At 47.7% G+C, this 23548-nt stretch carries 16 protein-coding genes and 1 pseudogene; all 17 read left to right on the forward strand.

The window, feature by feature from the left end; translation table 11 throughout:
• The first annotated feature begins 1 nt into the window (after position 1).
• The 17 genes and pseudogenes from purC (at position 2) to Q0339_RS07850 (ending at position 23542) form a co-directional block, all read left to right on the forward strand.
• Positions 2 to 709, forward strand: coding sequence for a phosphoribosylaminoimidazolesuccinocarboxamide synthase (gene purC, locus Q0339_RS07770; RefSeq protein ID WP_298078257.1), 708 nt, complete (start codon positions 2 to 4; stop codon positions 707 to 709).
• Positions 696 to 2150 (forward strand): amidophosphoribosyltransferase, encoded by a 1455-nt coding sequence (gene purF / locus Q0339_RS07775; RefSeq protein ID WP_298078258.1) that lies wholly within the window; start codon positions 696 to 698, stop codon positions 2148 to 2150. Before purC ends, purF begins: the two co-directional genes overlap by 14 nt.
• Positions 2143 to 3147: a phosphoribosylformylglycinamidine cyclo-ligase gene (purM, locus tag Q0339_RS07780; RefSeq protein WP_298078259.1), complete on the forward strand. Its 1005-nt coding sequence runs from the start codon at positions 2143 to 2145 to the stop codon at positions 3145 to 3147. Before purF ends, purM begins: the two co-directional genes overlap by 8 nt.
• Entirely contained in the window at positions 3144 to 3716 is a 573-nt protein-coding gene (gene purN, locus Q0339_RS07785; RefSeq protein ID WP_298078260.1) for a phosphoribosylglycinamide formyltransferase, read from the forward strand. The genes purM and purN overlap by 4 nt, the downstream gene beginning before the upstream one ends.
• 13 nt (positions 3717 to 3729) lie before the next feature.
• On the forward strand, positions 3730 to 5259 hold the full coding sequence (purH, locus tag Q0339_RS07790) for a bifunctional phosphoribosylaminoimidazolecarboxamide formyltransferase/IMP cyclohydrolase (RefSeq protein ID WP_298078261.1): 1530 nt from the start codon (positions 3730 to 3732) through the stop codon (positions 5257 to 5259).
• Positions 5216 to 6496: a phosphoribosylamine--glycine ligase gene (purD, locus tag Q0339_RS07795; protein ID WP_298078262.1), complete on the forward strand. Its 1281-nt coding sequence runs from the start codon at positions 5216 to 5218 to the stop codon at positions 6494 to 6496. Before purH ends, purD begins: the two co-directional genes overlap by 44 nt.
• Positions 6497 to 6524: 28 nt before the next feature.
• A pseudogene (gene purB, locus Q0339_RS07800) lies at positions 6525 to 7849 on the forward strand (adenylosuccinate lyase).
• Positions 7850 to 7894: 45 nt separating this feature from the next.
• The gene (locus tag Q0339_RS07805; protein WP_298078263.1) at positions 7895 to 8443 is read left to right on the forward strand and encodes a DJ-1 family glyoxalase III; all 549 of its coding nucleotides are present in this window, start codon (positions 7895 to 7897) and stop codon (positions 8441 to 8443) included.
• A 214-nt stretch (positions 8444 to 8657) separates the two neighbouring features.
• Positions 8658 to 10340: a ribonuclease J gene (locus Q0339_RS07810; protein WP_023390867.1), complete on the forward strand. Its 1683-nt coding sequence runs from the start codon at positions 8658 to 8660 to the stop codon at positions 10338 to 10340.
• A 14-nt stretch (positions 10341 to 10354) separates the two neighbouring features.
• Positions 10355 to 10939, forward strand: coding sequence for an energy-coupled thiamine transporter ThiT (locus Q0339_RS07815; RefSeq protein ID WP_298078264.1), 585 nt, complete (start codon positions 10355 to 10357; stop codon positions 10937 to 10939).
• Between the two features lie 155 nt (positions 10940 to 11094).
• Positions 11095 to 11820 (forward strand): tRNA (adenine(22)-N(1))-methyltransferase TrmK, encoded by a 726-nt coding sequence (locus Q0339_RS07820; protein WP_298078265.1) that lies wholly within the window; start codon positions 11095 to 11097, stop codon positions 11818 to 11820.
• A 7-nt stretch (positions 11821 to 11827) separates the two neighbouring features.
• Positions 11828 to 12634, forward strand: a complete 807-nt coding sequence (locus Q0339_RS07825; RefSeq protein ID WP_298078266.1) for a Nif3-like dinuclear metal center hexameric protein — start codon at positions 11828 to 11830, stop codon at positions 12632 to 12634.
• Positions 12635 to 12646: 12 nt separating this feature from the next.
• Positions 12647 to 13888 (forward strand): peptidase T, encoded by a 1242-nt coding sequence (pepT, locus tag Q0339_RS07830; RefSeq protein ID WP_298078268.1) that lies wholly within the window; start codon positions 12647 to 12649, stop codon positions 13886 to 13888.
• Positions 13889 to 13949: 61 nt separating this feature from the next.
• Positions 13950 to 17486 (forward strand): PD-(D/E)XK nuclease family protein, encoded by a 3537-nt coding sequence (locus Q0339_RS07835; RefSeq protein WP_298078269.1) that lies wholly within the window; start codon positions 13950 to 13952, stop codon positions 17484 to 17486.
• On the forward strand, positions 17483 to 21418 hold the full coding sequence (gene addA, locus Q0339_RS07840) for a helicase-exonuclease AddAB subunit AddA (protein WP_298078270.1): 3936 nt from the start codon (positions 17483 to 17485) through the stop codon (positions 21416 to 21418). Before Q0339_RS07835 ends, addA begins: the two co-directional genes overlap by 4 nt.
• 304 nt (positions 21419 to 21722) lie before the next feature.
• Positions 21723 to 22712: a mannose/fructose/sorbose PTS transporter subunit IIA gene (locus Q0339_RS07845; RefSeq protein ID WP_298078271.1), complete on the forward strand. Its 990-nt coding sequence runs from the start codon at positions 21723 to 21725 to the stop codon at positions 22710 to 22712.
• Positions 22713 to 22726: 14 nt separating this feature from the next.
• Positions 22727 to 23542, forward strand: a complete 816-nt coding sequence (locus Q0339_RS07850) for a PTS mannose/fructose/sorbose transporter subunit IIC (RefSeq protein ID WP_298078272.1) — start codon at positions 22727 to 22729, stop codon at positions 23540 to 23542.
• The last annotated feature ends 6 nt before the right edge of the window (positions 23543 to 23548 follow it).

Here is a 23548-nt window from a genome sequence, read left to right on the forward strand (position 1 = left end):
CATGAAACTCTTATACGAAGGCAAAGCTAAACAACTCTTTGATACCGGTAATCCTGAAGAGGTCTATGTTCACTATAAGAATAGTGCCACTGCCTTTAACGGGGTTAAGAAGGAAGAATTTGATGACAAGGGTAAACTCAACAATGCCATCACCAGCTTGATTTTTACCTATCTAGCAGAGCAAGGCATCCCAACTCATTTTATTAAGCAGGTCAATGAAACCGACCAAGTCTGCCGCCATGTAACCATTATTCCCTTAGAAGTGATTACCCGGAATATCGTGGCAGGCTCCATGGCTAAGAAATATGGTCTAGAAGAAGGGCGCCAATTAGCTAAACCAGTCTTTGAGTTGAGCTATAAGAATGATGCGCTTGGCGACCCCCTTATCAATGATGACCATGCAGTGGCTTTGGAACTAGTGACGGAAGCGGAACTAGCGCAAATTAAGGACTTAACCGCTCGTATTAACCAGGCCCTACAAGACTTGTTCTTAGCTGCCAACTTAATTTTGGTGGACTTCAAGATTGAGTTTGGTAAGACTAGCGACGGACAGATTATACTAGCCGATGAGATTTCACCTGATACTTGTCGACTCTGGGACAAGGATACCCGAGACAAGTTAGATAAGGACCGCTTTAGACGCGATCTAGGTGATGTCATGGCAGCCTACAAGGAAGTATTAGGGAGATTAGAAAATGCGCGGAATTAATGAAGAATGTGGGGTGTTCGGGATTTGGAACCATCCCGAAGCTAGCCATGTGACCTACTTTGGTCTCCATAGTCTCCAACACCGTGGCCAGGAAGGGGCTGGGATTGTAGCCGGATCTAGTCAAGGTTTGGATAATCATCGGGGCCATGGTTTAGTCAGTGAGGTCTTTCGTGATGACAGCATTTTGGATCGTTTGTCAGGTGATCGGGCCATTGGCCATGTCCGTTATTCTACCTCTGGCACTAACCATATTGAGAATGTACAACCCTTTCTCTTTCATTTCTATGATATGGATTTGGGGATTTGCCATAATGGGAATTTGGTCAATGCCCGTGCATTACGCAAGCGCCTTGAAGAGCGGGGGGCCATCTTCCATTCTTCCTCTGATACGGAAGTCTTGGTTCACCTCATTCGCCACAGCCAAGCGGAGACCTTCGAAGGTAAACTTCAAGAGGGCCTCAATCAACTGCGTGGTGGTTTTACCTATCTGATTGTCACCAAGGATGCCCTCTATGGAGCGGTAGACCAGCATGCCTTGCGCCCTTTAGTAATCGGCAAGATGAAAAATGGGGCCTATGTTGCCGCCAGTGAGACCTGCGCCATTGATGTGGTCGGGGCAGAGTTCGTCTGCAATATTATGGCCGGTCAATATGTTGTCATCAACGACCAAGGCATTCGGATTGAAGCCTATGCGGTACCTCAAGCGCCTGCTGTTACTGCCATGGAATATGTCTATTTTGCTCGACCTGACTCAGTCATTGCCGGCCAGAATGTCCATGCCACTCGGAAACGTGCCGGTCGTCGCCTAGCCCAAGAAGCCCCTGCCCAAGCCGACATGGTCATTGGGGTGCCTAATTCATCACTCTCAGCTGCAACCGGCTATGCTGAAGTATCCGGACTGCCCTATGAAATGGGCTTGATTAAGAACCAATATGTAGCCCGGACCTTTATTCAACCTACTCAAGAATTGCGGGAGCAAGGGGTTCGCATGAAACTCTCTGCGGTCAAATCTATTGTGGGCGGCAAGCGAGTAGTCATGGTAGATGACTCCATCGTGCGGGGGACTACCTCGCGTCGGATTGTCCAATTACTTAAGGAGGCAGGCGCCAAAGAAGTTCATGTGCGGATTGCGGCGCCACCTATTCTCTTTCCATCCTTCTACGGCATCGATATGTCGACTTCTGGGGAATTGATTTGTGCCAACCATAGTTTGGAGGAGGTGTGCCAGCTCATTAATGCAGATAGCTTGGCTTTTCTCAGTGAAGAAGGGCTCAAAGACGCGATTGGCCTAGAGGCTGAAGGTCCTAACAAGGGCCTCTGTATGGACTGCTTCTCTGCTGACTATGTAGCCGGTCTACACGATTATGAGCAGCAATTTTATGAGTCGCTGACCCCTATCCAACAAGCCTATTTAGCCAAAAAGGAGGCCCAACATGAGTAAACACTATGCAGCCAGTGGCGTGAGCCTTGAAGCCGGTTATGAATCTGTCGAACGTATTAAGAAACATGTGGCTAGAACCAAAAATTTGGGCATGCTAGCCTCCATCGGGAGTTTTGGTGGCTGCTTTGATTTGAGCGCCTATCATTTCAAAAATCCCGTCTTAGTAAGTGGGACCGATGGGGTAGGGACCAAGCTCAAGCTGGCCTTTGAGCTTGATATCCATAACACTATTGGGATTGATGTGGTGGCTATGTGCGTAAACGATATCTTGGCCCAAGGAGCTAAACCACTCTTCTTCCTAGATTATCTTGCGGTAGGTAAGAACTATCCAGAGCAAATCGAAGCTATTGTCAGTGGTGTGTCCGATGGCTGTGTCCAAGCTGGCTGTGCCATTGTAGGTGGTGAGACAGCAGAGATGGCAGGTTTCTATGAAGACGGCGAGTATGATATTGCGGGTTTCTGTGTAGGGGCCCAAGAGAAGGAACTCTTACTTTCTCCTGACAATACTCGGGCTGGTCAAGTTGTAGTTGGTCTCCCTTCAAGTGGAGTCCATTCAAATGGTTTTTCGCTTGTTCGTAAGATTATTAGCGACCATGATTTAGACCTCAAGTCAGCCTTTGGCAACTCGACCTTAGGTGAGACCCTCCTAACGCCTACGCGTATCTATGCCAAGGAAGTGGAAGCCGTTATGGCCCAAGTCAAAGTAGCCGGTATCGCTCATATTACGGGAGGTGGCTTTCATGAGAATCTACCTCGTTGCTTGGCACCCGGACTGGGTATGAGCCTTGATAGCAAGGCCTATCAAGTGCCAGAAATCTTCCACTATTTGAGTCAAGTAGGACAGGTAGACTGGGAGGAAATGTACCATGTCTTCAATATGGGAGTTGGTCTAGCCTTTGTAGTAGAGCCTGAAGATGTTAAAACCGTCTTGGACCTCCTGCCGGATGCCTTTGTTTTAGGCCAAGTAACTGACCAAGAAGGGATTGTTATCTCATGACCCAAGCCAAAAAACGCGTTGCTATCTTTGCCTCAGGGACCGGGTCTAATTTTCAAGCGCTAGCCGACGACGACCGATTGAAAGAAATCATGATTATCAGCAAATTAGTCTGTGATAAGCCTGGCGCGCCAGTTGTGGCCAAGGCCCAAAGCCGTGGCATCGACTGCTTTGTCTTTAGTCCTAAGGATTATGCCAACAAGGCCCAGTTTGAAGCAGCCATTCTAGAGGCTATTGAGCCAGTTGACCTGATTGTTTTGGCAGGTTATATGCGGATTGTTTCTCCCTACCTATTAGAGCATTACAAGGGGCCCATGATTAACTTACATCCTTCCTTGTTGCCAAAATACAAGGGAGTAGACGCCATTGGACAGGCCTATCGGGCAGGCGATAGTGAAATTGGGATTAGTGTCCACTATGTCAATGAAGAGTTAGACAGTGGCCAGGTCATTGCCCAAGCCAGTCTCCAACATCCAGCGGATGAATCCCTGGAGGAATTAACGCAACGTATTCACGACTTGGAGCATGAACTGCTACCTCAGGTCGTCTATCAATTATTAACCCAAGAATGAGAAGGAGGGCAATATGAGTAAAAAGCGTGCCTTATTAAGTGTTAGCGACAAGACAGGCTTACTAGACTTTGCCAAGGGCCTAGTGGCTGCTGGCTATGAGTTAATTAGTACGGGTGGGACGGCCACCTATCTGAAAGATGCCGGGCTGGAAGTCTTGGATGTAGCCTCTGTCACTGGTTTTCCCGAAATTTTGGAAGGCCGAGTTAAAACGCTGCATCCGGCTATCCATGGTGGCCTCTTAGCCAAACGTGACTCTGATTTGCATCGTGAGCAAGTTAGTCAAAATCAAATTGATTATATTGACTTAGTCTGTGTCAATCTCTATCCTTTCGAAGAAACAGTCAAGAAACCAGGCGTGACGGAAGCAGAAGTGATTGAAAATATCGATATTGGTGGCCCAAGTATGTTGCGCTCAGCAGCCAAAAACCATCAAGATGTGACGGTTATCTGTGACGTGGCTGACTACCCGGCTGTCTTGGCAGAATTAGCTGAGAAGGGGCAGGTGTCTACAGCCACTCGCCGACGCCTAGCCATTAAGGTTTATCATAGAACAGCAGCCTATGATGCAGCCATTGCCCGTTACTTTGATCAAGCCGATCACTTAGTGCCAGATATTTTGACCTTGTCTTACAAGCTTCAAGATAGCTTACGTTATGGTGAGAACCCGCACCAAAAGGCTTGGCACTATGTCAGCGATCAAGCCGAAAGCTACACCCTGCAGTCAGCTACTCAACTGCACGGCAAGCAAATGTCCTACAATAACCTTCAGGACGCCAGCGCTGCCTTGGATATCCTTAATGAGTTTCAAGGCCAGACAGCCTGTGTGGTGGTGAAACATATGAATCCTTGTGGGGTAGCTCTAGGAAGCAGTGTCAAGGAAGCCTTTGACAAGGCTTATGAGGCGGATCCAGTCTCTATCTTTGGTGGGATAGTTGCCATTAATGGGGTGGTAGATTTGGAGACCGCAGAGCGATTACATGCCATTTTCCTAGAAATTATTCTAGCTGAAGGCTATGAGGCAGAAGCTTTAGACTTGCTTAAGAAAAAGAAAAATCTGCGTCTCTACCAAATTCCACAAGGTGGCAACCTGGCGCAGCCTCAAATTAAGAGTGTGCGTGGTGGTCTCTTGATTCAAGATGCCAACCAAGCCCTAGCAGAAGACTGGCGACAAGTAACCCATCTTGCCCCAAGTGAGGACCAAAAAGCTGATTTAGAATTTGGTCTTAAAATTGTCAAGCATGTCAAGTCCAATGCCATTGTAGTGGCTAAGAATGGCCAGACACTAGGCATTGGCGCCGGGCAAATGAACCGGGTTGGGGCGGCTAAGCTAGCCCTAGAACAGGCTGGCGACAAGGCTAAGGGAGCAGTACTAGCTTCAGATGCCTTCTTCCCAATGCCTGATAGCCTTGAAATTGCAGCTGACTATGGCATCAGCGCAGTAGTGCAACCTGGTGGATCTATCAAGGACCAAGCTTCCATTGATGTAGCCAATGAGAAAGGTGTGGCCATGGTCTTCTCGACCACACGCCACTTTAAACACTAAGATGGCTAAGGTAGTCGTAGTAGGTGCCGGTGGACGTGAGCATGCCATAGCTTACAAGTTCCACCAAGAAGGTCATCAAGTTTTTCTCCTGGGTGACAACCCAGCCGTGGCGGAGTTTGGAACCTGTCTATCTCTGACCGAACCCGAGCTTATTGCTTTTTGTCAGAGGGAGCCCATTGATTTGGTCTTCATAGGGCCGGAAGTCTATCTAGTCGACGGTCTCGTAGACCGCCTTCAAGCAGCCGGTATTCGGGCCTTTGGTCCCTCTGCTCAAGCGGCTCAGCTAGAAGGCAGCAAGGTCTTCTCCAAGCAGATGATGGCCAAATACCAGATTCCCACAGCCAAGCATGAGAGCTTTAGCGATTATGAGGCAGCCAAACAATATCTCGCTCAGCAGGCCACTCCTATTGTCCTCAAGGCCGATGGCCTAGCCGCGGGCAAGGGGGTCATCATCGCCCAGAACCAAGAAGAAGCGCAAGAGGCCCTCAAAGCCATGATGCAAGAAGCTAAATTTGCTGACGCAGGTGGCTCCGTCGTTATTGAAGAATTCCTAGAAGGGGAAGAATTTTCCCTCATGTGTTTTGTGTCAGACCGCAAGGTCGTGCCTATGAAGGTGGCCCAAGACCATAAACGGGCTCTAGATGGTGACCGTGGTCTCAACACTGGAGGCATGGGAGCCTATCTGCCTATTTCTCATATCAGCGACCAGGATGTTGCTCAAGGCCTAGAACAAGTCGTGCAACCTATGGTAGATGCCATGTCTCAAGAAGGCATGCCTTTCTATGGCATCCTCTATGCTGGCCTAATGAAATGTGCCGATGGCGTCAAAACCATTGAATTCAATGTTCGTTTTGGGGATCCAGAATGCGAAGTGCTCCTTCTACAACTCAAGTCTAGCCTTTATCAGGTGGCCAATGCCGTCATTGATGGCCAGGACTTCCATTTGGAATGGGATCAAGATGCGGTTATTGGTGTGGTTTTAGCCGCCAAAGGTTATCCCGAAGCCAGTGTTAAAGGTAGCGTCATTAAGGGCTTGGATCAGCTAAGTCTACCGGTCTTCCATATGGGGACCCGCAAGGTAGAGAATGAACTGACAATAAATGGCGGACGTGTCCTCATTGTCTGTGCCAAGGGGACCACACTTGCCAGCGCTAGACAGAAAGTTTATGATGAGATTAAGAAGATTGATTGTCCTGATTTATTCTACCGTCAGGACATCGGCTATCGCTCATTATAAGCACAGACTCAAGTAAAGGAGTTACAAGATGTTAGAACGTTACAGTCGCGAACCCATGCGCAGTATTTTTAGTGATGAAAATCGTTGGCGGGCAGCCCTCCAAGTTGAACTATATGCCGCTAAGGCTTGGTCAACCTTGGGTGTAGTCCCTGAAGAAGATGTCCAGGCTCTCTTTGAAAAGGCCGACTTCGACCTGGCAGGTATTCTAGAATTAGAAAAAGAAACCAAGCACGACGTCGTAGCTTTCACCCGCAATGTCTCCAGCTACTTGGGTCCTGAGAAGAAGTGGATCCACTATGGCTTGACCTCAACCGACGTTGTAGACACGGCCTATGGTGTCCTCTATAAAGAAGCCAATGACATTCTCTATCAAGACCTCTTAGATTTCCAAGCTGCCCTCAAGGAAAAAGCGCTCAAGTATAAATTCACGCCATGTATTGGTCGGACCCATGGGGTACATGCCGATATCTCTAGCTTCGGGCTCAAATTCGCCCTCTACTATGATGAGTTTAATCGACACATTGAACGGTTCAAGGCTGCTCGTAAGATGGTAGAAGTCGGTAAGATTTCAGGGGCTGTGGGGACTTTCTCCAACACGCCACCAGAAGTTCAAGACTATGTCTGCCAAAGTTTGGGTATTGAGTCTAGCCATGTGTCTACTCAGACCCTCCAACGGGACCGGCATGCTGATTATTATGCCACCTTGGCCTTAATCGCGAGTTCGATTGAGAAAATTGGTGTGGAAATTCGGCATCTCCAACGGACCGAGGTGCGAGAAGCAGAAGAGTTCTTCTCCAAAAATCAAAAAGGGTCCAGTGCTATGCCACATAAGCGCAATCCAATCGGCTCTGAAAATATGACTGGTCAAGTGAGAACATGGCGGGTTGTGCCCGTATCATGCGGGGCTATATGATGGCAGCCTACGAAAACATTCCGCTCTGGCATGAACGGGACATTTCCCACTCTAGTGCGGAACGTATCTTATCTATGGATGCAACTAGCCTCTTAGATTACATGTTAGCGCGCTTCACTAAGGTAATCCAAAACCTGACCATTTTCGAAGATAACATGATTAAAAATATCTATGCCACTCATGGTGTCATCTTCGCTCAGCGGACCATGTCGACCTTGATTGAGAAATACGGTTTTGCTCGTGAGCAGGCCTATGACTTGGTACAACCGCTGGCTATGAAGTCATGGTTCGAGGCCATTCCTTTCAAGCAACTCTTGCAAGAAGACCCAACCATCCAAGCAACTATGGATGCCGCAACACTTGACTCCTGCTTCGAGTTGGAAGTTCATTTAGTCAATATTGATAAAATTTTCCACCGGATTCCTGGTTTGGAAGACTAGTTTAACTGTAAGTTCAGACACATTTTCTGAGAAAGGGGTAGGCTAATGGCTAAAGTTGCCGTAATTTTTGCACCTGGCTTTGAAGAAATCGAAGCCTTGACCGTAGTGGATGTCTTAAGACGTGCTCAGATTCAAGTAGATATGGTAGGATGGGCTAAGTCGGTAAGAGGCTCCCATGCTATCACGGTGGAAATGGATCAGGTCTGGCCACTTAGCTTGGCCCCTTATGATGCGGTGGTGCTACCTGGTGGCATGCCGGGTGCCGCCACCTTGCGAGACCAAGAAGATTTAGTGCGTGCGCTCAAGCACCACCATCAAGAAGGTAAGCTAGTGGCGGCCATCTGTGCGGCGCCAATTGCCTTGGCTCAAGCAGGGCTTCTAGCAGACAAAACCTATACCTGCTATGATGGTTTCGAAGAGCAGATTACAGATGGACACTATGTCAAAGAATCGGTAGTGGTAGATGATAGAGTGATCACCAGTCGAGGGCCAGCCTCTGCCTTGGCCTTTGCCTATGAGTTGGTGGATCAACTAGGTGGCGACGCTCAAGCTCTTCGTCAAGCCATGCTTTATCAGGACATATTTGGTGAATAGCATTAGGAAAAGAGGCCGATAGGCCTCTTTTCCATTTCATAGATTAGGAGTGCTCTAGGAGCTAGCTTATAGACGCTTTTGCCTCGATTGGGCCTTTGCAAAATCAGGCAAAACAGTATATAATAAGGAGAACATCTACAACAGTTGTGATAATTGCTGGACCGGTTATCGACAGCACTTATCGACTTTATGAAATGAAATTTTGAGGTGAATTATGAGCAATATTAAAATTATTCCCCTAGGTGGGGTCCGCGAAGCAGGGAAGAACCTGTATGTGGTAGAAGTCAACGAGTCTATTTTTGTAATGGACTGTGGCTTAGTCTTCCCAGAGGAGGGCTTGCTAGGGATTGACGCCGTTATCCCAGACTTCTCCTACTTAGAAGAAAATGCGGACCGCGTCGTGGGGATTTTCCTCACTCACGGGCATGCCGATGCTGTGGGTGCCTTACCTTATCTCCTAGAAGTAATTGAAGCACCTGTCTTTGGGACAGAATTGACCATTGAATTGGCATCCCTTCTAGCTAAGGAACGGGGCTTGGCGGACCGTTTGGAGAACTTCTTCAAAATTGATGAGGAAGTAGAAATTGAATTCGAAGATGCTAATGTCTCCTTCTTCCGTACGACCCACACCATTCCAGACTCTGTGGGGATTGTCATCCAAACCAAGGAAGGCTCCATTGTCTATACGGGTGACTTCCGCATTGACCCAAGTGCTAAGCCTCTTTACAAGACTCACTTTGGACGCTTGACGGATATTGGGGAGAGTGGTGTTTTAGCCCTCTTGGCTGATTCTTCGGAAGCTGAGAGCCATGTGGAAAACGTGAGTGACCAACAGGCTGCGGATGAAATCTTAGAGACTTTCCGTAATGCTCATGGTCGTGTTATTGTGGCCTGCGTTGGCAGCAACATCGCGCGTCTTCAGCAAGTCATGGATGCTGCCCACACTTCTAAACGAACTATCTTCGTTCCAGGCGGGGAGCTCATGGATATCGTGGATACGGCTATCAAGTTAGACAAACTAATCATGCCAAGTAAGCGTACCTTCGGACAAATGAAGAATATTGGCAAGTTCAAGGACCATGAAATTATTATCTTAGAAACCGGCATGTCAGGTGAACCTATTCAAGCCTTGCAACTCATGGCTCAAGGTCGTCACCGTCAAGTCAAGATGCAAGAAGGGGATTTGGTCCTCTTTGCTTCAACGCCTTCGATTGCCATTGAGACTGCTATGGCGCGGACCCAAGATATGATCTACCGAGCAGGCGCTCAAGTTAAGGTCTTGACCGACAGCTTCAAAGCTTCTGGTCACGCGACCCCTAATGAGCTCAAACTCATGATTAATTTCTTACAACCAAAAATCATCATCCCAGTAAACGGTGAATACCGTCAACAAGCAGCTTTGGCCGATATTGCCAATCAATTGGGTTATGAAGATGACCAAATCTTCATTCCTAGCGCTGGTGATGTGATTGAATACCGTAAGGGCCAATTTCTGATGACTCAAGAAGTGCCAGCAGGGGACATCTTAGTCGATGGGAATGGGGTCGGCGATATCGGGAGTGTCGTCTTACGCGACCGTCGTATCCTCAGTGAAGATGGGATTTGTGTCATCGTCGCGACAATTTCCCGCCGTCTCAAGAAGGTATTGGTAGGACCACAAATTGTAACCCGTGGCTTCATCTATGTTAAGTCCAGCATCGATTTGATTGAATCTGCTTCGGACATGACCTTAGACATCTTGGATAAACATTTGGCCAGTGAAGAGTTCGACTGGGCTGAATTGAAGAGTGATTTGCGGGAACAAGTCAGCAAGTACTTCTTCAAGGAAACCAAGCGTCGTCCGGTCGTGCTTCCAATCATTATGGAAGCGTCGCAATACCAACCTAATAAGAACTAAGGAGGGACGCCCTAATGAATAAACATACAGTACGTCGTTTGCGAGATGTTCTGCTAGCCATTGTGCTCAGCTTGGCAATTTCCATTCTCTGGCTGAAACTAGGTGAACTGCCTCTCCATACTGCGCTTGTTGTCTTGCCTCTCATTTGGGTAGGCCTCCGTCATGGGGGTGCCAATGCCGTTGTGAGTGGCGTGGTGGTTGGCTTAATCACGGGCGCTGTAGCGGGGCATTTTGGCGATATTGTCTCAACTGCCTTGATTGATGTCTTGCCATATACAGCAGCTGGCTTGGCAGGTTTCTTCGCCAAATATACCCAAAAGACCCTCAACAACCGCCGTTATTCCTCAACTTACTTGAATATGGGGACTGCCAGTCTCTTAGTGGTAGCTAGCTTCCTAGCTATCAAGGTCGGCATGCTTTGGCTCATGCAACAAGAAATTCCCTTTACTTGGGGTACTGCCGCTCTAGCAGGTCTAGAGGCTTGGGCGCTAGCCTTCATTATTCTAGTGATTCTGGCTCGCACCAATGTTGACGCCATCATTCCAAAACGCAGTCGTTATCTGACTCGTCGGGAAGTTTCACGCCTTTTAAATGACTAATTAGCCTTAAAAGGAAACGCGCTTGCTAATGGCAGGGGCGTTTTTTTTATCATTTGTTAACAAGTTGCCTAAAAGACGCCAAAGTCTTAGTAAATTCATAGGCGTTTTCACAAGAATGGGGTATAATAGAACTAGTAGTTTTAGGAGGTGGGAGCTTGAATTCTCAACAATTATCGCGGCGTTTAGCCACAGTGGCAGACTTGATTTGCCAGTATGGGGCAAGTGACATCCGTTTGGCGGATATTGGCAGTGACCATGCCTATTTGCCTTGCCATCTGGCCCTCAATCAAAAAATTCAAGCAGCAGTAGCAGGGGAGGTCGTAAAGGGGCCTTATCAATCTGCCCAAGCCGAGGTTCAAAGTCAGGGCTTAGATTCAATGATTCAAGTAAGACTGGGGGACGGCTTAGCCGTCATCCAAGCTGACGATGCCATTAATGTTATCAGTATTTGTGGCATGGGAGGCAGTCTCATTCGGTCTATATTGGACGAGGGGCAAGATAAGTTAAGTCATGGCCCATTGCTAGTGCTTCAGCCAAATATCGGGGAAGCGACTTTAAGAACCTGGCTCAGTCAACACGACTACCAGATTGTCCACGAGACCATTGTGGAAGACAGTCAACGACTCTATGAAATTATCGTTGCCCAGCATCAACCAGGTGCCTCTGATTTAAGTCCACGCCAGGCCTATCTTGGTCCAATCTTAAGCCAAATCAGAGGGCCTTTATATAAACAAAAATGGGCTCGAGAGGAAGCCAATCTCAAGGCCATTCAAGCCCAAATTCAAGCAGCACCTCAACCAGATCAGTCTAAACTAGCCGAAATCGCTGAAAAGTTAAGCTGGATTGCGGAAAGCTTAAGCCAATGTCAAGAAGAGGAGTAATGATAGCATGACAAGTTTTCGCCAATTAATGACCGCTCTTGAGACCCACTATCCGCCTCAAATGGCCGAGTCCTGGGACCAAGTCGGCAACCACTTTGGTCGGCCTGAGGCTCCTGTTAAGCGCCTAATGGCGGTTTTGGATTTAGATGATGCCAGTCTAGCCGAAGCCATTGAGAAGGGTGTAGATACTTTAATCGTTCACCATCCAGTCCTCTTCAGTCCAATTAGACGGTTTGACTTTTCCAGTCCTGAACAGGCTCGCTACGAAGCCTTAATTAAGCATGACATCAAAGTATTTGCTATGCATACTAACTTTGACATTGCCCACAATGGCATGAATGACTGGCTAGCAGAGCAGCTAGGCCTAGAAGAAGTAACGTCCTTAACACCTGGCGCTCAAGAAGGCCAGCCTGGCTTAGGGCGAGTGGGGAATCTGCCTCAAGCGCTCAATCGGCAGGCCCTATTGGCTCTCTTGAAGTCAACCTATGGCCGGACGGAATTGCCAGTGGTAGAAGCAAAGCCTAAGGATAGCTATCAACGAATTGCCTTGATCGGCGGTAGCGGGACCCAGCCAGAATATATTCAAGCGGTGGCGCAAAGCCAGGCTGACGTCTTTTTAACCGGAGACATTTCCTACCATCGGGCGCAATTATGCTATCAAGAAGACATGATGACGGTCGATGTGGGTCACTATGTCGAGAGCATCTTCAAAGAAAAAATGCCAGCCTTTCTGACCCAATTAGCTCAAGAGCAAGGCTTTGACTATCAAGTCATCCCATCTCAAGCATCAACTAACCCCTTCCGTTATGAATAGGAGAGACATCTAATGACAGAACAATTTTTCCAAGAAACCCAAGAACGTTTAATCCGTTATGCTAAAATTAACACCCGCTCTGATGAAGCTAGCACCAGTGTGCCTTCAACCGCTTGTCAGTTGGACTTACTGCATCTCTTAGTGGATGAATTGAAGGCCATTGGCCTCCAAGAAGTGGAGTTCAACCCAGAAAATGCCTTTGTAACGGCAACCCTCCCAGCAACTAGCGACAAGCCAGTCCCAACCATCGGCTTTATCGCACACGTGGATACGGCAGACTTCAATTCTGAGAATGTTCAACCTCGCCTTATTCCCAATTATGATGGTCAAGACATCGTCCTCAATCAGGCTCAAGATATTGTCATGAAGGTAGCGGACTTCCCAGCCTTAAGCAGTTACCAAGGTCAAACTTTGATTGTAACGGATGGGACAACCCTCTTAGGGGCAGACGACAAGTCTGGTATTGCTGAAATCATGACGGCTATGGCTTATTTGGCGGCTCATCCTGAGATTGAACATGGTAAGGTAAGAGTTGCCTTTGGTCCAGATGAAGAAATTGGTCGTGGGGCCGACCGCTTTGACGTGGCGCACTTTGGCTGTGATTTCGCCTATACCATGGATGGTGGGCCGGTCGGTGAGCTCCAATATGAGAGCTTCAATGCGGCAGGGGCACGTCTGCATTTCCACGGTAAAAATATCCACCCAGGGACTGCCAAGGGTAAGATGATTAATGCAGTACAATTGCTTAAGGACTTCCTCTCTGCTTTGCCAGAAGATCAAGTGCCTGAGAAGACAGATGGCCGGCAAGGCTTTATCCATCCAATGGAAGCCCAAGTGACCGTAGATCAAGGCCAGTTAGACTTAATTATTCGGGACCACGACCGACAAGCCTTTCAAGCTAAGAAGGATCTGGTCCAAAGCATTGTTGATAAGATGAATGCGGCCTATCCAGTCCCAGTTCTTAGCCTTGAAATGAAGGACCAATACTACAACATGGCCGAAGTCATTGAGCAAGACATGAAGTCTGTTGAACTGGCCAAGTCTGCCATGGAAGCCATTGGGATTAAGCCAATTATTGAACCCATTCGTGGTGGGACCGATGGATCTAAGATTTCCTTCATGGGCTTACCAACACCTAATATTTTTGCCGGGGGCGAGAACATGCATGGACGCTATGAATTTGTCGCAGTTGAATCCATGGTTAAAGCAACCCAAGTCATCGTCGGTATTATCCAAGCAAACGCTCAGGCCTAAGGTCTGAGCTTCTTGCCCTATCAAATAGACCTTACCATCGATAGAGAAAGGAGGGCCCCGCATGCTACAATTTGTCCTAGGGGGACTGGATCGTGCTAAGAAAAAAATCTTGGTAGATAAATTATTGGACATCAAAGCCAAGGAGCCTGAGGCCCAGCTATTTTATTTAGTACCTGAACACTTAAAATTTGATATGGAGTCCTATTTGCTAGCAGCTGTCCAAGACAAATATGGCTCCAATGAGGCGGCTCTAGTCGACATTCAGGTAGTTTCCTTCAAACGCCTGGCCTGGTTCCTCATGCCTAACAGCCTAGCGGATGAAAAGCCAATTTCTAGTATTGGCCAGATTATGATTATTAAACGCCTGCTGGCACGCTATCAGGACCAATTACAGGTCTTTCGTGGTCAGGTCAAGCATCAGGGTTTTGCCGAGAAATTAGCCCAGCTCTTCGATGAACTCTATCTAGGGCAAATTCAGCCCGAGAATCTGAGTCAAGTGCCTGACTTGAACCAGCAGGAAGCCAAGCGTCTAGCTGAGTTGGCCCTGCTCTATCAAGGCTTCATCCAAGAAATTGAAGGGCAAGTCATAGGACATTATCACGACTTGCAGCGTTTGGATAGCTACCTTAAGTCTCATCCCTTAAGCCGGCCAAGCTATTTGGTCGTGGACCACCATTATTTCTTCAATGGTCAGCAGCTACAATTATTGACCACCTTGATTCAACAATGTCAGGCTGTCTGGATTACCTTGCCTTTATCCCAGCAAGCGGCTCGTTCTAAAGCCTATGATCCACTCATCGAAGTAGCTCGTCATACTTATGGGCAAATGCAATTGCTAGCCCAGTCACTCCATTTGCCTGTGGCAGAGGATTGGACCATTGACCAGGTAGAGGAGGGCTATCAAGCTAATATTTTAACGTTAGCCCAGGCCTTTGAAAATCACTTGCGACTGGCCCCTCAAGAACTGAGTCAGCCGCTCAATCAAGTTAAGACTCATGTGATTTGGGAGCACGATGCCATTCAGACGGAAGTCCGACATACCAGCAACAAGATTCACCAGTTGGTGAGTCAGGAGGGCTACCGTTACCGTGATATCTTAGTTCTCACGCGGGATATGGACCGTTATCGTCCCTTGGTGACAGCCCTCTTTGAACAGAATGATATTCCTTATTTCTATGATCATGCCGTAAGTATGGGCCAGCATCCCCTGGTCCTGTGGCTGGAATCGGGGCTCAAGCTCTATCGCTATCGCTACCAGCTAGCCGACATCTTCGGCATTCTTAAATCAGGTCTCTGGCTACCGGCTGACCTGAGAGCTGCTATAGTCCAAAATCCCCAGGATGGACCAGCCCTAGAAGAGGAATTTAAGGCGCAAGTTGACTTACTTGAAAATGTGGTGCTAGCTAATGGCTATGTGGGCTATCGCTTTGCCCAATTGTCTTTTGAATGGCGCTTTGACCAAGCAGATCGTCCTTATGTCAATGCCGCTGGTCAGGTGACCGGCCAAACCTATGGACAGGTGGTACAAGCCTTGCGGGAGTCCTTCTTGGCTGATTTTGCTACTTACCAAGACTTAGCTCAGGCGACTAGTTTTAACGGCCAAAAAGCTGCTGAGTGGCTCTATCAGTGGTTGGAAGAGGTAGGTGTTAAGGACCGTCTGATTGCCCGGCGCGACCAAGCCATCCAAAAAGGTGACCTGGCCCTGTCTCGCCAGTATGAACAAGTTTGGCAGACCTTGACCGCCAGTCTAGATGAATTCTATCAACTTTATGGAGAGGCCGAGCTGACCTATAGTGAGTTCCAAGAACTCCTGCTAACGGGTTTGAATGAAGCCACCTTCCATATTATTCCACCAGCCCTAGACCAAGTCATGGTTACTAGCATGGAAAGTCCTCAGGTTCAAGCTTATAAGGTTTGTTTTGTGATAGGGGCAGACGAGCTAACGCTACCTAAGCATCATCAAGAAGATTCGCTACTGAGTGTGGCCAACCGCCAATCTCTGGGGGAAAGTCTTTTGCCTTACCAGCAACTGCGCCAGTCTAGCCAGCACAATTATAGTTTAGAACTGCTCATAACCCAGCAGGTCTTGCTCAGCGCCAGCGACCGACTCTATCTCTCTTATGTGGCTATGAAGGGGCAACAGACCGTTAAGCTATCTCCATATTTGCAGCAATTGGCTAAGCAATTCCATCTGCCTATTAAGACCTATACCCATACCTTGATTCATCAGAATCAAGTCAAATTAAGCCGACTTGAGTTTGGTCGTTATCCGGTCCAAATGAGTCCGCTCTTGCAGCTAGTCCATCACTATTCGCAGCAAAAGGACCGACCAAGTACTGCCTTTCTAGACTTTTTGACCTTAATGGCCAGCCAAAATCCTCATACTTGGGTACTCTTGGCTCAACTCTTCCAATTTAACCAACTGCCTCAGAATCTGACACCAGAGACAGCCTTGGCCCTCTTCGGTCAGAAGATGACGGCATCAGTTTCTAAGTTAGAACAGTATTACCAGGATCCTTATAGTCATTTCTTGCTTTATGGGCTAAAAATTCGTCCCCGTCAGCAGCTAGAGTTAAATGCCGCAGGGGCAGGGGATTATTATCATGATTTCCTAGATAAATTTACCCAAGCACAAGCGGCTAGGCCTGATTTTGAAACTAACTTTGCTAGCATTCAGACCCTTATGGCGGAAGACATACGCTTTAATATCTTTGGCACCAATCCTCGCATGCACTTGATTAAGCGCAAGCTGGATCAACAATTGCGGCAATTTTTAAGTGTCAGTCTGGCGCAAAGTCAAGCCTTGACGGTTCAACCCATTGCGACCGAGCTGGTCTTTGGTAGCCAGCAAGAAGCAGGGTTAATCCTGCCTTTGGATAAGGGCAACCTTACCTTACGAGGTAAGATTGACCGCATTGATGCGGATCCAAGCAAAAGTTACTACCAGGTAGTGGACTACAAATCCGGTAAGAAGACTTTTAACCTAGTAGACTTCTATTATGGTTTGGATTTGCAGGTCTTGACCTACTTGAAAGTTGCCAGTCAACGCTATCCTCATGCCCAGGCGGTAGGCGCCTTCTATCAATCCTTAGCAGGTGGTTTCGTCAAGGTAGATGGTAAGCAATTGGCTCTACTGAGTCAGGATGGGCTAGATTTTGCTAAGAACCAACTTCATCCATACAAGGGGCTGATGACCATCTCGGGCTCTGAATTAGTGGCCATTGAGCCTGGCTTAGCCAATCAGTCTAAGAGTCAGATCTACCCGGTTCAGCTTAAAAAAGATGGTAGCTACTATCAGCATGTTCCGGCTGTCAATCAAGCGGAATTAAGCCTAATCAATCAACATCTGCTCCATTTGATGACCCAGGCAGGGAATGCCATTCAAAGAGGGGATATCAGCTTGGCGCCCTTTAAGGATGAGCGCTTTACACCTAGCCTGCAAGCCGACTATCGGGTTATTACAGGCTTTGATGCAACCGTGCATTATGGTGCTTACCGTCATAAACGCCTGGCTAAGGATCAAGTCTTAGCCCAAATCGAAAAAGAAGCAAGTAAGACAGAAAACACGGAAACGAGTGAGAAAGGAGGCCAGCTATGACCTTGGGAGTTTTACCAGCTAAACCTTTGAATTCGCGATTTAATGATAGCCAGTGGGAAGCCATCCACCAACGGGGTAGCAATATTCTGGTCTCCGCTTCAGCTGGGTCAGGTAAGACCACGGTCTTGATTGAACGGATTCTCAATCATTTATTGACTCATTATGCCAACATGGACCAATTACTTGTGTCTACCTTTACGGAGGCCGCTGCTAGTGAGATGAAGGCGCGGATGGAGAACCGGCTCAAACAAGCCGTCAACCAGACGGCCGATAGAGCCGAGCAAGCCCATCTGGTCAGTCAACTTCAATTGTTGCCAGCCTCTCATATCCGAACCTTGCATAGTTTCTGTCTGCAGGTTATCCAACAGTATTTCTACATTATTGATTTTGACCCAAGTTTCCGACTCTTAACAGATGAGACGCAGAAATCCTTGCTCTATCAAGAAGTTTGGCAGGAGCTGATGATTGACCTGGTCCAAGATCCTGACTGGCAGGAAAAACTTTTCCATCTGCTAGCTCAATTCAGTCCTGGGCCTAGTGACCAAGGGCTTTATCAATTGATTTTAGACCTTTATCAATTTGCTTCGTCTCATCCTGAGCCCCAAGTCTGGCTATCTCAGCTAGCAGACCAGGCCTTGCATTTTGAGGACTTTGCTCAGACCGGGCTCTATCAGGCAGTCCTTTTGCCTGAATGGCAGGCAAGTCTGTCACATGCTCAGCATCTGCTAGAACAGGCCTTGGCTGGCCTAGAAAGTCTGTCAGATGCAATGATAAGCAAATTACAGCCCCTCTTAGAAGCCGAGCGAAGTCAAGTGCAAGCCTTGCAGTCAGTCCTGACAGGTCAAGATTTAGCCCAAGTTTTTGCTCACTTCCAAAAAGTCGCCTTCGATAGATGGCCAAGCGGTAAGAAGGCGGAAGAAGACAAGGAGCTTTTGGAGCAAGTAAAGGCCCTACGAGATCAAGCCAAGGAGCAAATTGAGCGGGTGCGACAATTGATAGTCCTAGATTACGACACGACTATCTATGTAGAAGGGCAGGCGGGGGCTAGCATCCAAGACTTGGCTCACTTGACTCTTGAATTCCGTCAGGCTCTCTGGCAAGCAAAAGTTGCACAAAACTGTATTGACTATAATGACTTAGAGCACCTGACTCTCGATATTCTGGCCCCTTATGATGCAGACTTAGGACAGCGGCAGCCTTCCGAGGCGGCTCTCTATTATCAGGATCTCTTCCGCGAAGTCTTAGTGGACGAGTACCAGGATATTAACGACATTCAAGCGACTATCTTAAGTTTTCTGTCGCGTGAACGGCGCCAAGACTTAAGTGGTAACCTCTTCATGGTAGGGGACGTCAAGCAGTCCATCTATGGCTTCCGTATGGCAGAACCTAGCCTCTTCTTAGCCAAGTATCAGGCCTATCAAGAGGGCAATGGCGGTCATCTGATTGTTTTAGACGCCAACTATCGTTCTCGGGACGAAATCTTACAATTTACTAACTTCGTCTTCCAGCGTCTGATGGACCCAGGTTTTGGGGAAATGCAGTATGGGGCCATGGAGTCGCTCAAAACAGGCAATCACAGCTTTTTACCTGCAGCTCCTGACCAGGAATTCGATATTGAATTCTTACTCTATGAGTCCTCTGCAGCAGATGAAGGGGAGAATCAAGACCAGGAATTAGACTTAGATCAAGGACTAGAGACTAGCCTTGAAGCGGAAGCTTGGCTTATTGGCCGGGATATTCAAGCGCGCGTCCAAGCAGGATGGCAAATTTATGACAAGGAACTAGGTCAGCAACGGCCCGTAACCTATCAGGACTTTGTCATTCTGAGTTCGACCCGCCATCCCTTTCAGCCGGTTAAACAAGTCTTTGATCAGCTAGGTATTCCACTCCTAAGTCAGAATGTTGAGAACTATTTCCAACGTCAGGAAATTCGGCTCATGTTAGCCCTACTTAAATTGATTGATAACCCTCATCAAGACATTCCCTTAGTGGCCATTTTGCGGTCACATTTTGTGGGCCTAAGTGATGAGCAACTCAGTCAAATTCGCATCCGGGTACCTAATAGCGGCGGCTTCTATGAAGCCTGCCAGCAAGTGCTGCTCTTAGAAGAAGCGAGTCTAGTAGCCTTACAAGAAAGCTTGACTACCTTCATGGACAAACTCAAAGAATGGCGCCATCTAGCCCAAAGAGTGGACCTAGTCACCTTGATTTGGACCCTCTATCAAGAAACCTACTTCCTAGATTATGTGGCAGGTTTGGATCAAGGGGATCAACGCCAGGCTAACCTCCATGCTTTCTATGAACGGGTAGTAGAATTTGAAGCGGGTAACTATAAGGGCTTGACGGCCTTCGTTGGCTTTATTGAACAAATCATGGCCCACGACCAAGATTTGGCTGAGCCCCTCTTACTGAGTGAGGATCAGAATTTTGTGCGAGTCATGACCGTTCATGCCAGCAAGGGGCTAGAGTTTCCTTTTGTTTACCTAATGCAGACGGGCAAACGTTTCAACATTCAGGATACGCAGAAGGTTTATGTACCTTCCAAACGCTATGGCTTGGGATTGGATTATCTGGATATCAAGCATCAATTGCAGTATCCTTCCTTTATTAAGGAAGCTATTAAATTAGAACGTCGTGGCCAGTTGAAATCAGAAGAAATGCGTAAGCTCTATGTGGCTTTGACGCGTTGTGAGCAAAAATTAGTGATTGTGGGCAGTGTTAAATCTCAAGACCAAGTCCAGACTAAACAGGAGCAAGTGGTGGCTGCAACTGGCCAAGAATTGGTCATGAATCGCGCCCTCCGCCAGGGAGCAGGAAGTTGGCTGGATTGGTTGCTCATGGCGACAGCCTTTAGTGGACGTCACCCTCAATCTACGACTGACTTTACTAATGAACAAGTGCGTCTGACTTATGTGGCGGAAGCAGAGCTTTTGCCACTTCTCAAGGTATCTGCGTCTAGACCTTGGCTTCAGGATGACCAAAACTGGTTGGCAGATTTGAAATTAACAGTCGATCAACATGAGGTAACAAGTGAGGTAGGGGCCTTTATCCAAAGTCTCCTAGAGAGTCACTACGACTACGGCCTGGCTAGTAAGACCTCTAGCTACCAATCTGTGTCGGAGCTCAAGCGTCTCTATGAAGAACCTCATAATGAAAAACTATCTCACTTCACCGACCGACGGCCAGGGCAAATCAGTTGGGATTGGCTTAGTCAAGAAGATGAGGAAAGGGCGGAAGAGGCCGAGACAGGTCAAAAGGCAGGTATTCAGAGTATTCGATTTACTGGCGATACCTTCCAAGCGCCTCGCTTTGTCCGAGAGCGCCAAGCCTATACAGCTGCCCAGATTGGGACTTTTACCCACTATGTTATGCAGCAGCTAGACTTTAGTGCGCTAGAAGGGCTGGATGTGTCGGACTATCCGGCTGCCATTCAAGAGCAGGCGCAAGCTTGGCTAGCCGCTGGCTTTATGGAAGCTAGTCAGTGGGAGGCCGTTAAGTTAGCCAGCATCTGTCAATTTTTAGCTAGTGACTTGGGTCAAGTCCTGATTAAACAGGCTAAATCCCTACATCGAGAGCAGGCTTTCTCTTATCGTCTGCCAGCGGCCAAGTTGTTTGCTCGTCAGCTGGGGGCTGACCAGCTCCAAGAACTAGCAGGTAGTCAGCTCTTGGTCCATGGGGTCGTTGATAATTATCTGAATTTGCCAGATGGTCGGCTCATCTTAATTGACTACAAGACCGACCGCTATCGTCCTTGGGCAAGCTTGACTAAGTCAGCCCAGATTGACCAGATTGTCGATAAGTATCGCTTCCAAATGAGCCTCTACGCTCGGGCCTTAAGCCTGGCAAAAGGCAAGCAAGTGACGGATGTTTACTTAGTTTTATTGGATTTCGACCAGGTGGTGCCAGTCACCGACCTTTATGACTTTGATTAATAGGCCTTGAAAGGCTGGGACAAGGAAACTGAAGCTTGTCAAAAGTTGTCTTCTCTTAACAACTTTTGCAGGCAGTTGACCTTGCTCCCAGCTTTTTTGCTTATGTGTGAAGGGTTTCGATACTTGGTAAAAAGGGGTACAGGGGGTTAGAATGCTCATTAATAGGCATAAATTGATATAAAAATTTATTTACATGTCTAGAAGAATATTTGAGAATAACTATTAGCTATTGCATTTATGTAAACGTTATACTATACTAGAAGTTGAAATTATATATTTCAAATTTTATTTAGGAGGTAGAATCATGGTTGGTATTATTATCGCAAGTCATGGTGAGTTTGCTGATGGTATCAAGCAATCCGGTTCAATGATTTTTGGTGAACAAGCCAACGTTGAATCCGTGACCTTTATGCCAAGTGAAGGTCCAGATGATTTGCAGCGTAAATTACGTGAAGCCGTAGACCGTATTGAGAGCGAAGAGATTTTGTTCTTGGTAGACTTATGGGGAGGCAGCCCCTTCAACCAAGCCAATATTCTCTTTGAAGAAGCACCTGAGACACGTGCCATTGTAGCCGGTCTTAGCTTGCCTATGTTGATTGAATCATATGCAAGTCGCTTCTCTATGGAAAAGGCTCACGATATCGCCAAAGCCATTATTCCAACGGCCAAAGACGGTGTCAAAGTTCGCCCTGAAGCTTTACAACCTGAAGAAGCGCCAGCAGTGGCTCAAACAGCACCAGCTGCGCCACAAGGTGCGATTCCAGAAGGAACAGTCCTAGGCGACGGCAAAATCAAATTTGTCTTGGCTCGTATCGATACACGGCTCTTACACGGCCAAGTTGCAACAGGTTGGACTAAAGCCACTCAACCTAACCGAATTATCGTGGTGTCCGATACCGTTGCCCAAGATGACTTACGTAAGAAGCTGATTGAGCAAGCAGCTCCCCCAGGTGTGCGTGCTCACGTAGTACCCCTTGACAAGTTTGTTGCAGTATCTAAAGACCCTCGCTTCGGTGAGACCAAGGCTTTGGTACTCTTCGAAAATCCACAGGATGCGCTCAAGGTCATCAAGGCTGGAGTAGAGATTAAAGAACTTAACGTAGGTTCTATGGCTCACTCCGTAGGTAAGGTATTAGTAACTACCGTTTTATCAATGGATCAAGACGATGTGGATACCTTCAAGGAGCTTCGTGATCTCGGCGTTAAGTTCGATGTCCGCAAGGTGCCAAATGACAAGCCATCTGACTTGTTCAAGAGCATCCAAGCTAAGGCCAGCGAAGGCCTCAAAGTCTAAAAGGAGGTATCATAATGGACTTTAATATTCTGTCAATTCTTGCTGTCATTGTGGTAGCATTTCTCGCAGGGATGGAAGGGGTTCTGGACCAGTTCCAATTCCACCAACCAATTATTGCTTGTTCTCTGGTAGGGCTAGCAACTGGCCATCTCAGCGAATGTATTATCTTGGGTGGAGCCTTGCAATTAATTGCGATGGGCTGGGCTAACATCGGGGCAGCGATTGCGCCTGACGCGGCTTTAGCTTCTGTGGCTTCTGCCATCATTTATGTTAAAACTGGTACCTTCACAGATGAAGGTCGGAACTTGGCCATTGTAGCAGCGATTACCCTAGGGACTGTTGGTTTGGCTTTGACCATGGTGGTACGTACCTTATCTGTGGCCATCGTTCACCGTGCTGACGCTGCCGCTGAAAAGGGTGATTTCCGTGGCGTGGAATTCTGGCATATGGTAGCTCTTGCTTGTCAAGGTTTGCGTATTGCCATTCCGGCTACTTTCTTGCTCTTCTTGCCAACCGAAACTGTGCAAGGTGCTCTAGCGTCCTTACCTGATTGGTTCACTAAAGGGATGGCTATCGGTGGTGGTTTCGTCGTAGCGGTCGGTTATGCCATGGTTATTAACATGATGGCAACACCTGAAGTATGGCCATTCTTCTTCCTAGGCTTTGCCTTGGCACCACTTAACCAATTAACCTTGATTGCAACCGGGATTATCGGGGTAGTCTTGGCGGTTGTATATATTCGTCTCAGCCAAAACACTGGTGGTTCTGGTGGAGGTGGGGGCCAAGCTAGTTCCGGCGATCCACTAGGCGACATTCTCAATGACTACTAAGGAGGG

Origin of the sequence: uncultured Abiotrophia sp., from assembly GCF_938010525.1 — a bacterium.
In the GTDB taxonomy this organism is placed as follows: Bacteria; Bacillota; Bacilli; order Lactobacillales; family Aerococcaceae; genus Abiotrophia.

What these genes read in the sequence shown, in the direction of transcription:
- Q0339_RS07815 (WP_298078264.1), top strand. Translation starts at nt 10,355, where the DNA reads ATGAATAAACATACAGTACGTCGTTTGCGAGATGTTCTGCTAGCCATT.
- Q0339_RS07825 (WP_298078266.1), top strand. Translation starts at nt 11,828, where the DNA reads ATGACAAGTTTTCGCCAATTAATGACCGCTCTTGAGACCCACTATCCG.
- pepT (WP_298078268.1), top strand. Translation starts at nt 12,647, where the DNA reads ATGACAGAACAATTTTTCCAAGAAACCCAAGAACGTTTAATCCGTTAT.
- Q0339_RS07805 (WP_298078263.1), top strand. Translation starts at nt 7,895, where the DNA reads ATGGCTAAAGTTGCCGTAATTTTTGCACCTGGCTTTGAAGAAATCGAA.
- purF (WP_298078258.1), top strand. Translation starts at nt 696, where the DNA reads ATGCGCGGAATTAATGAAGAATGTGGGGTGTTCGGGATTTGGAACCAT.
- purM (WP_298078259.1), top strand. Translation starts at nt 2,143, where the DNA reads ATGAGTAAACACTATGCAGCCAGTGGCGTGAGCCTTGAAGCCGGTTAT.
- Q0339_RS07835 (WP_298078269.1), top strand. Translation starts at nt 13,950, where the DNA reads ATGCTACAATTTGTCCTAGGGGGACTGGATCGTGCTAAGAAAAAAATC.
- purC (WP_298078257.1), top strand. Translation starts at nt 2, where the DNA reads ATGAAACTCTTATACGAAGGCAAAGCTAAACAACTCTTTGATACCGGT.
- purN (WP_298078260.1), top strand. Translation starts at nt 3,144, where the DNA reads ATGACCCAAGCCAAAAAACGCGTTGCTATCTTTGCCTCAGGGACCGGG.
- Q0339_RS07845 (WP_298078271.1), top strand. Translation starts at nt 21,723, where the DNA reads ATGGTTGGTATTATTATCGCAAGTCATGGTGAGTTTGCTGATGGTATC.
- purH (WP_298078261.1), top strand. Translation starts at nt 3,730, where the DNA reads ATGAGTAAAAAGCGTGCCTTATTAAGTGTTAGCGACAAGACAGGCTTA.
- Q0339_RS07850 (WP_298078272.1), top strand. Translation starts at nt 22,727, where the DNA reads ATGGACTTTAATATTCTGTCAATTCTTGCTGTCATTGTGGTAGCATTT.
- Q0339_RS07810 (WP_023390867.1), top strand. Translation starts at nt 8,658, where the DNA reads ATGAGCAATATTAAAATTATTCCCCTAGGTGGGGTCCGCGAAGCAGGG.
- addA (WP_298078270.1), top strand. Translation starts at nt 17,483, where the DNA reads ATGACCTTGGGAGTTTTACCAGCTAAACCTTTGAATTCGCGATTTAAT.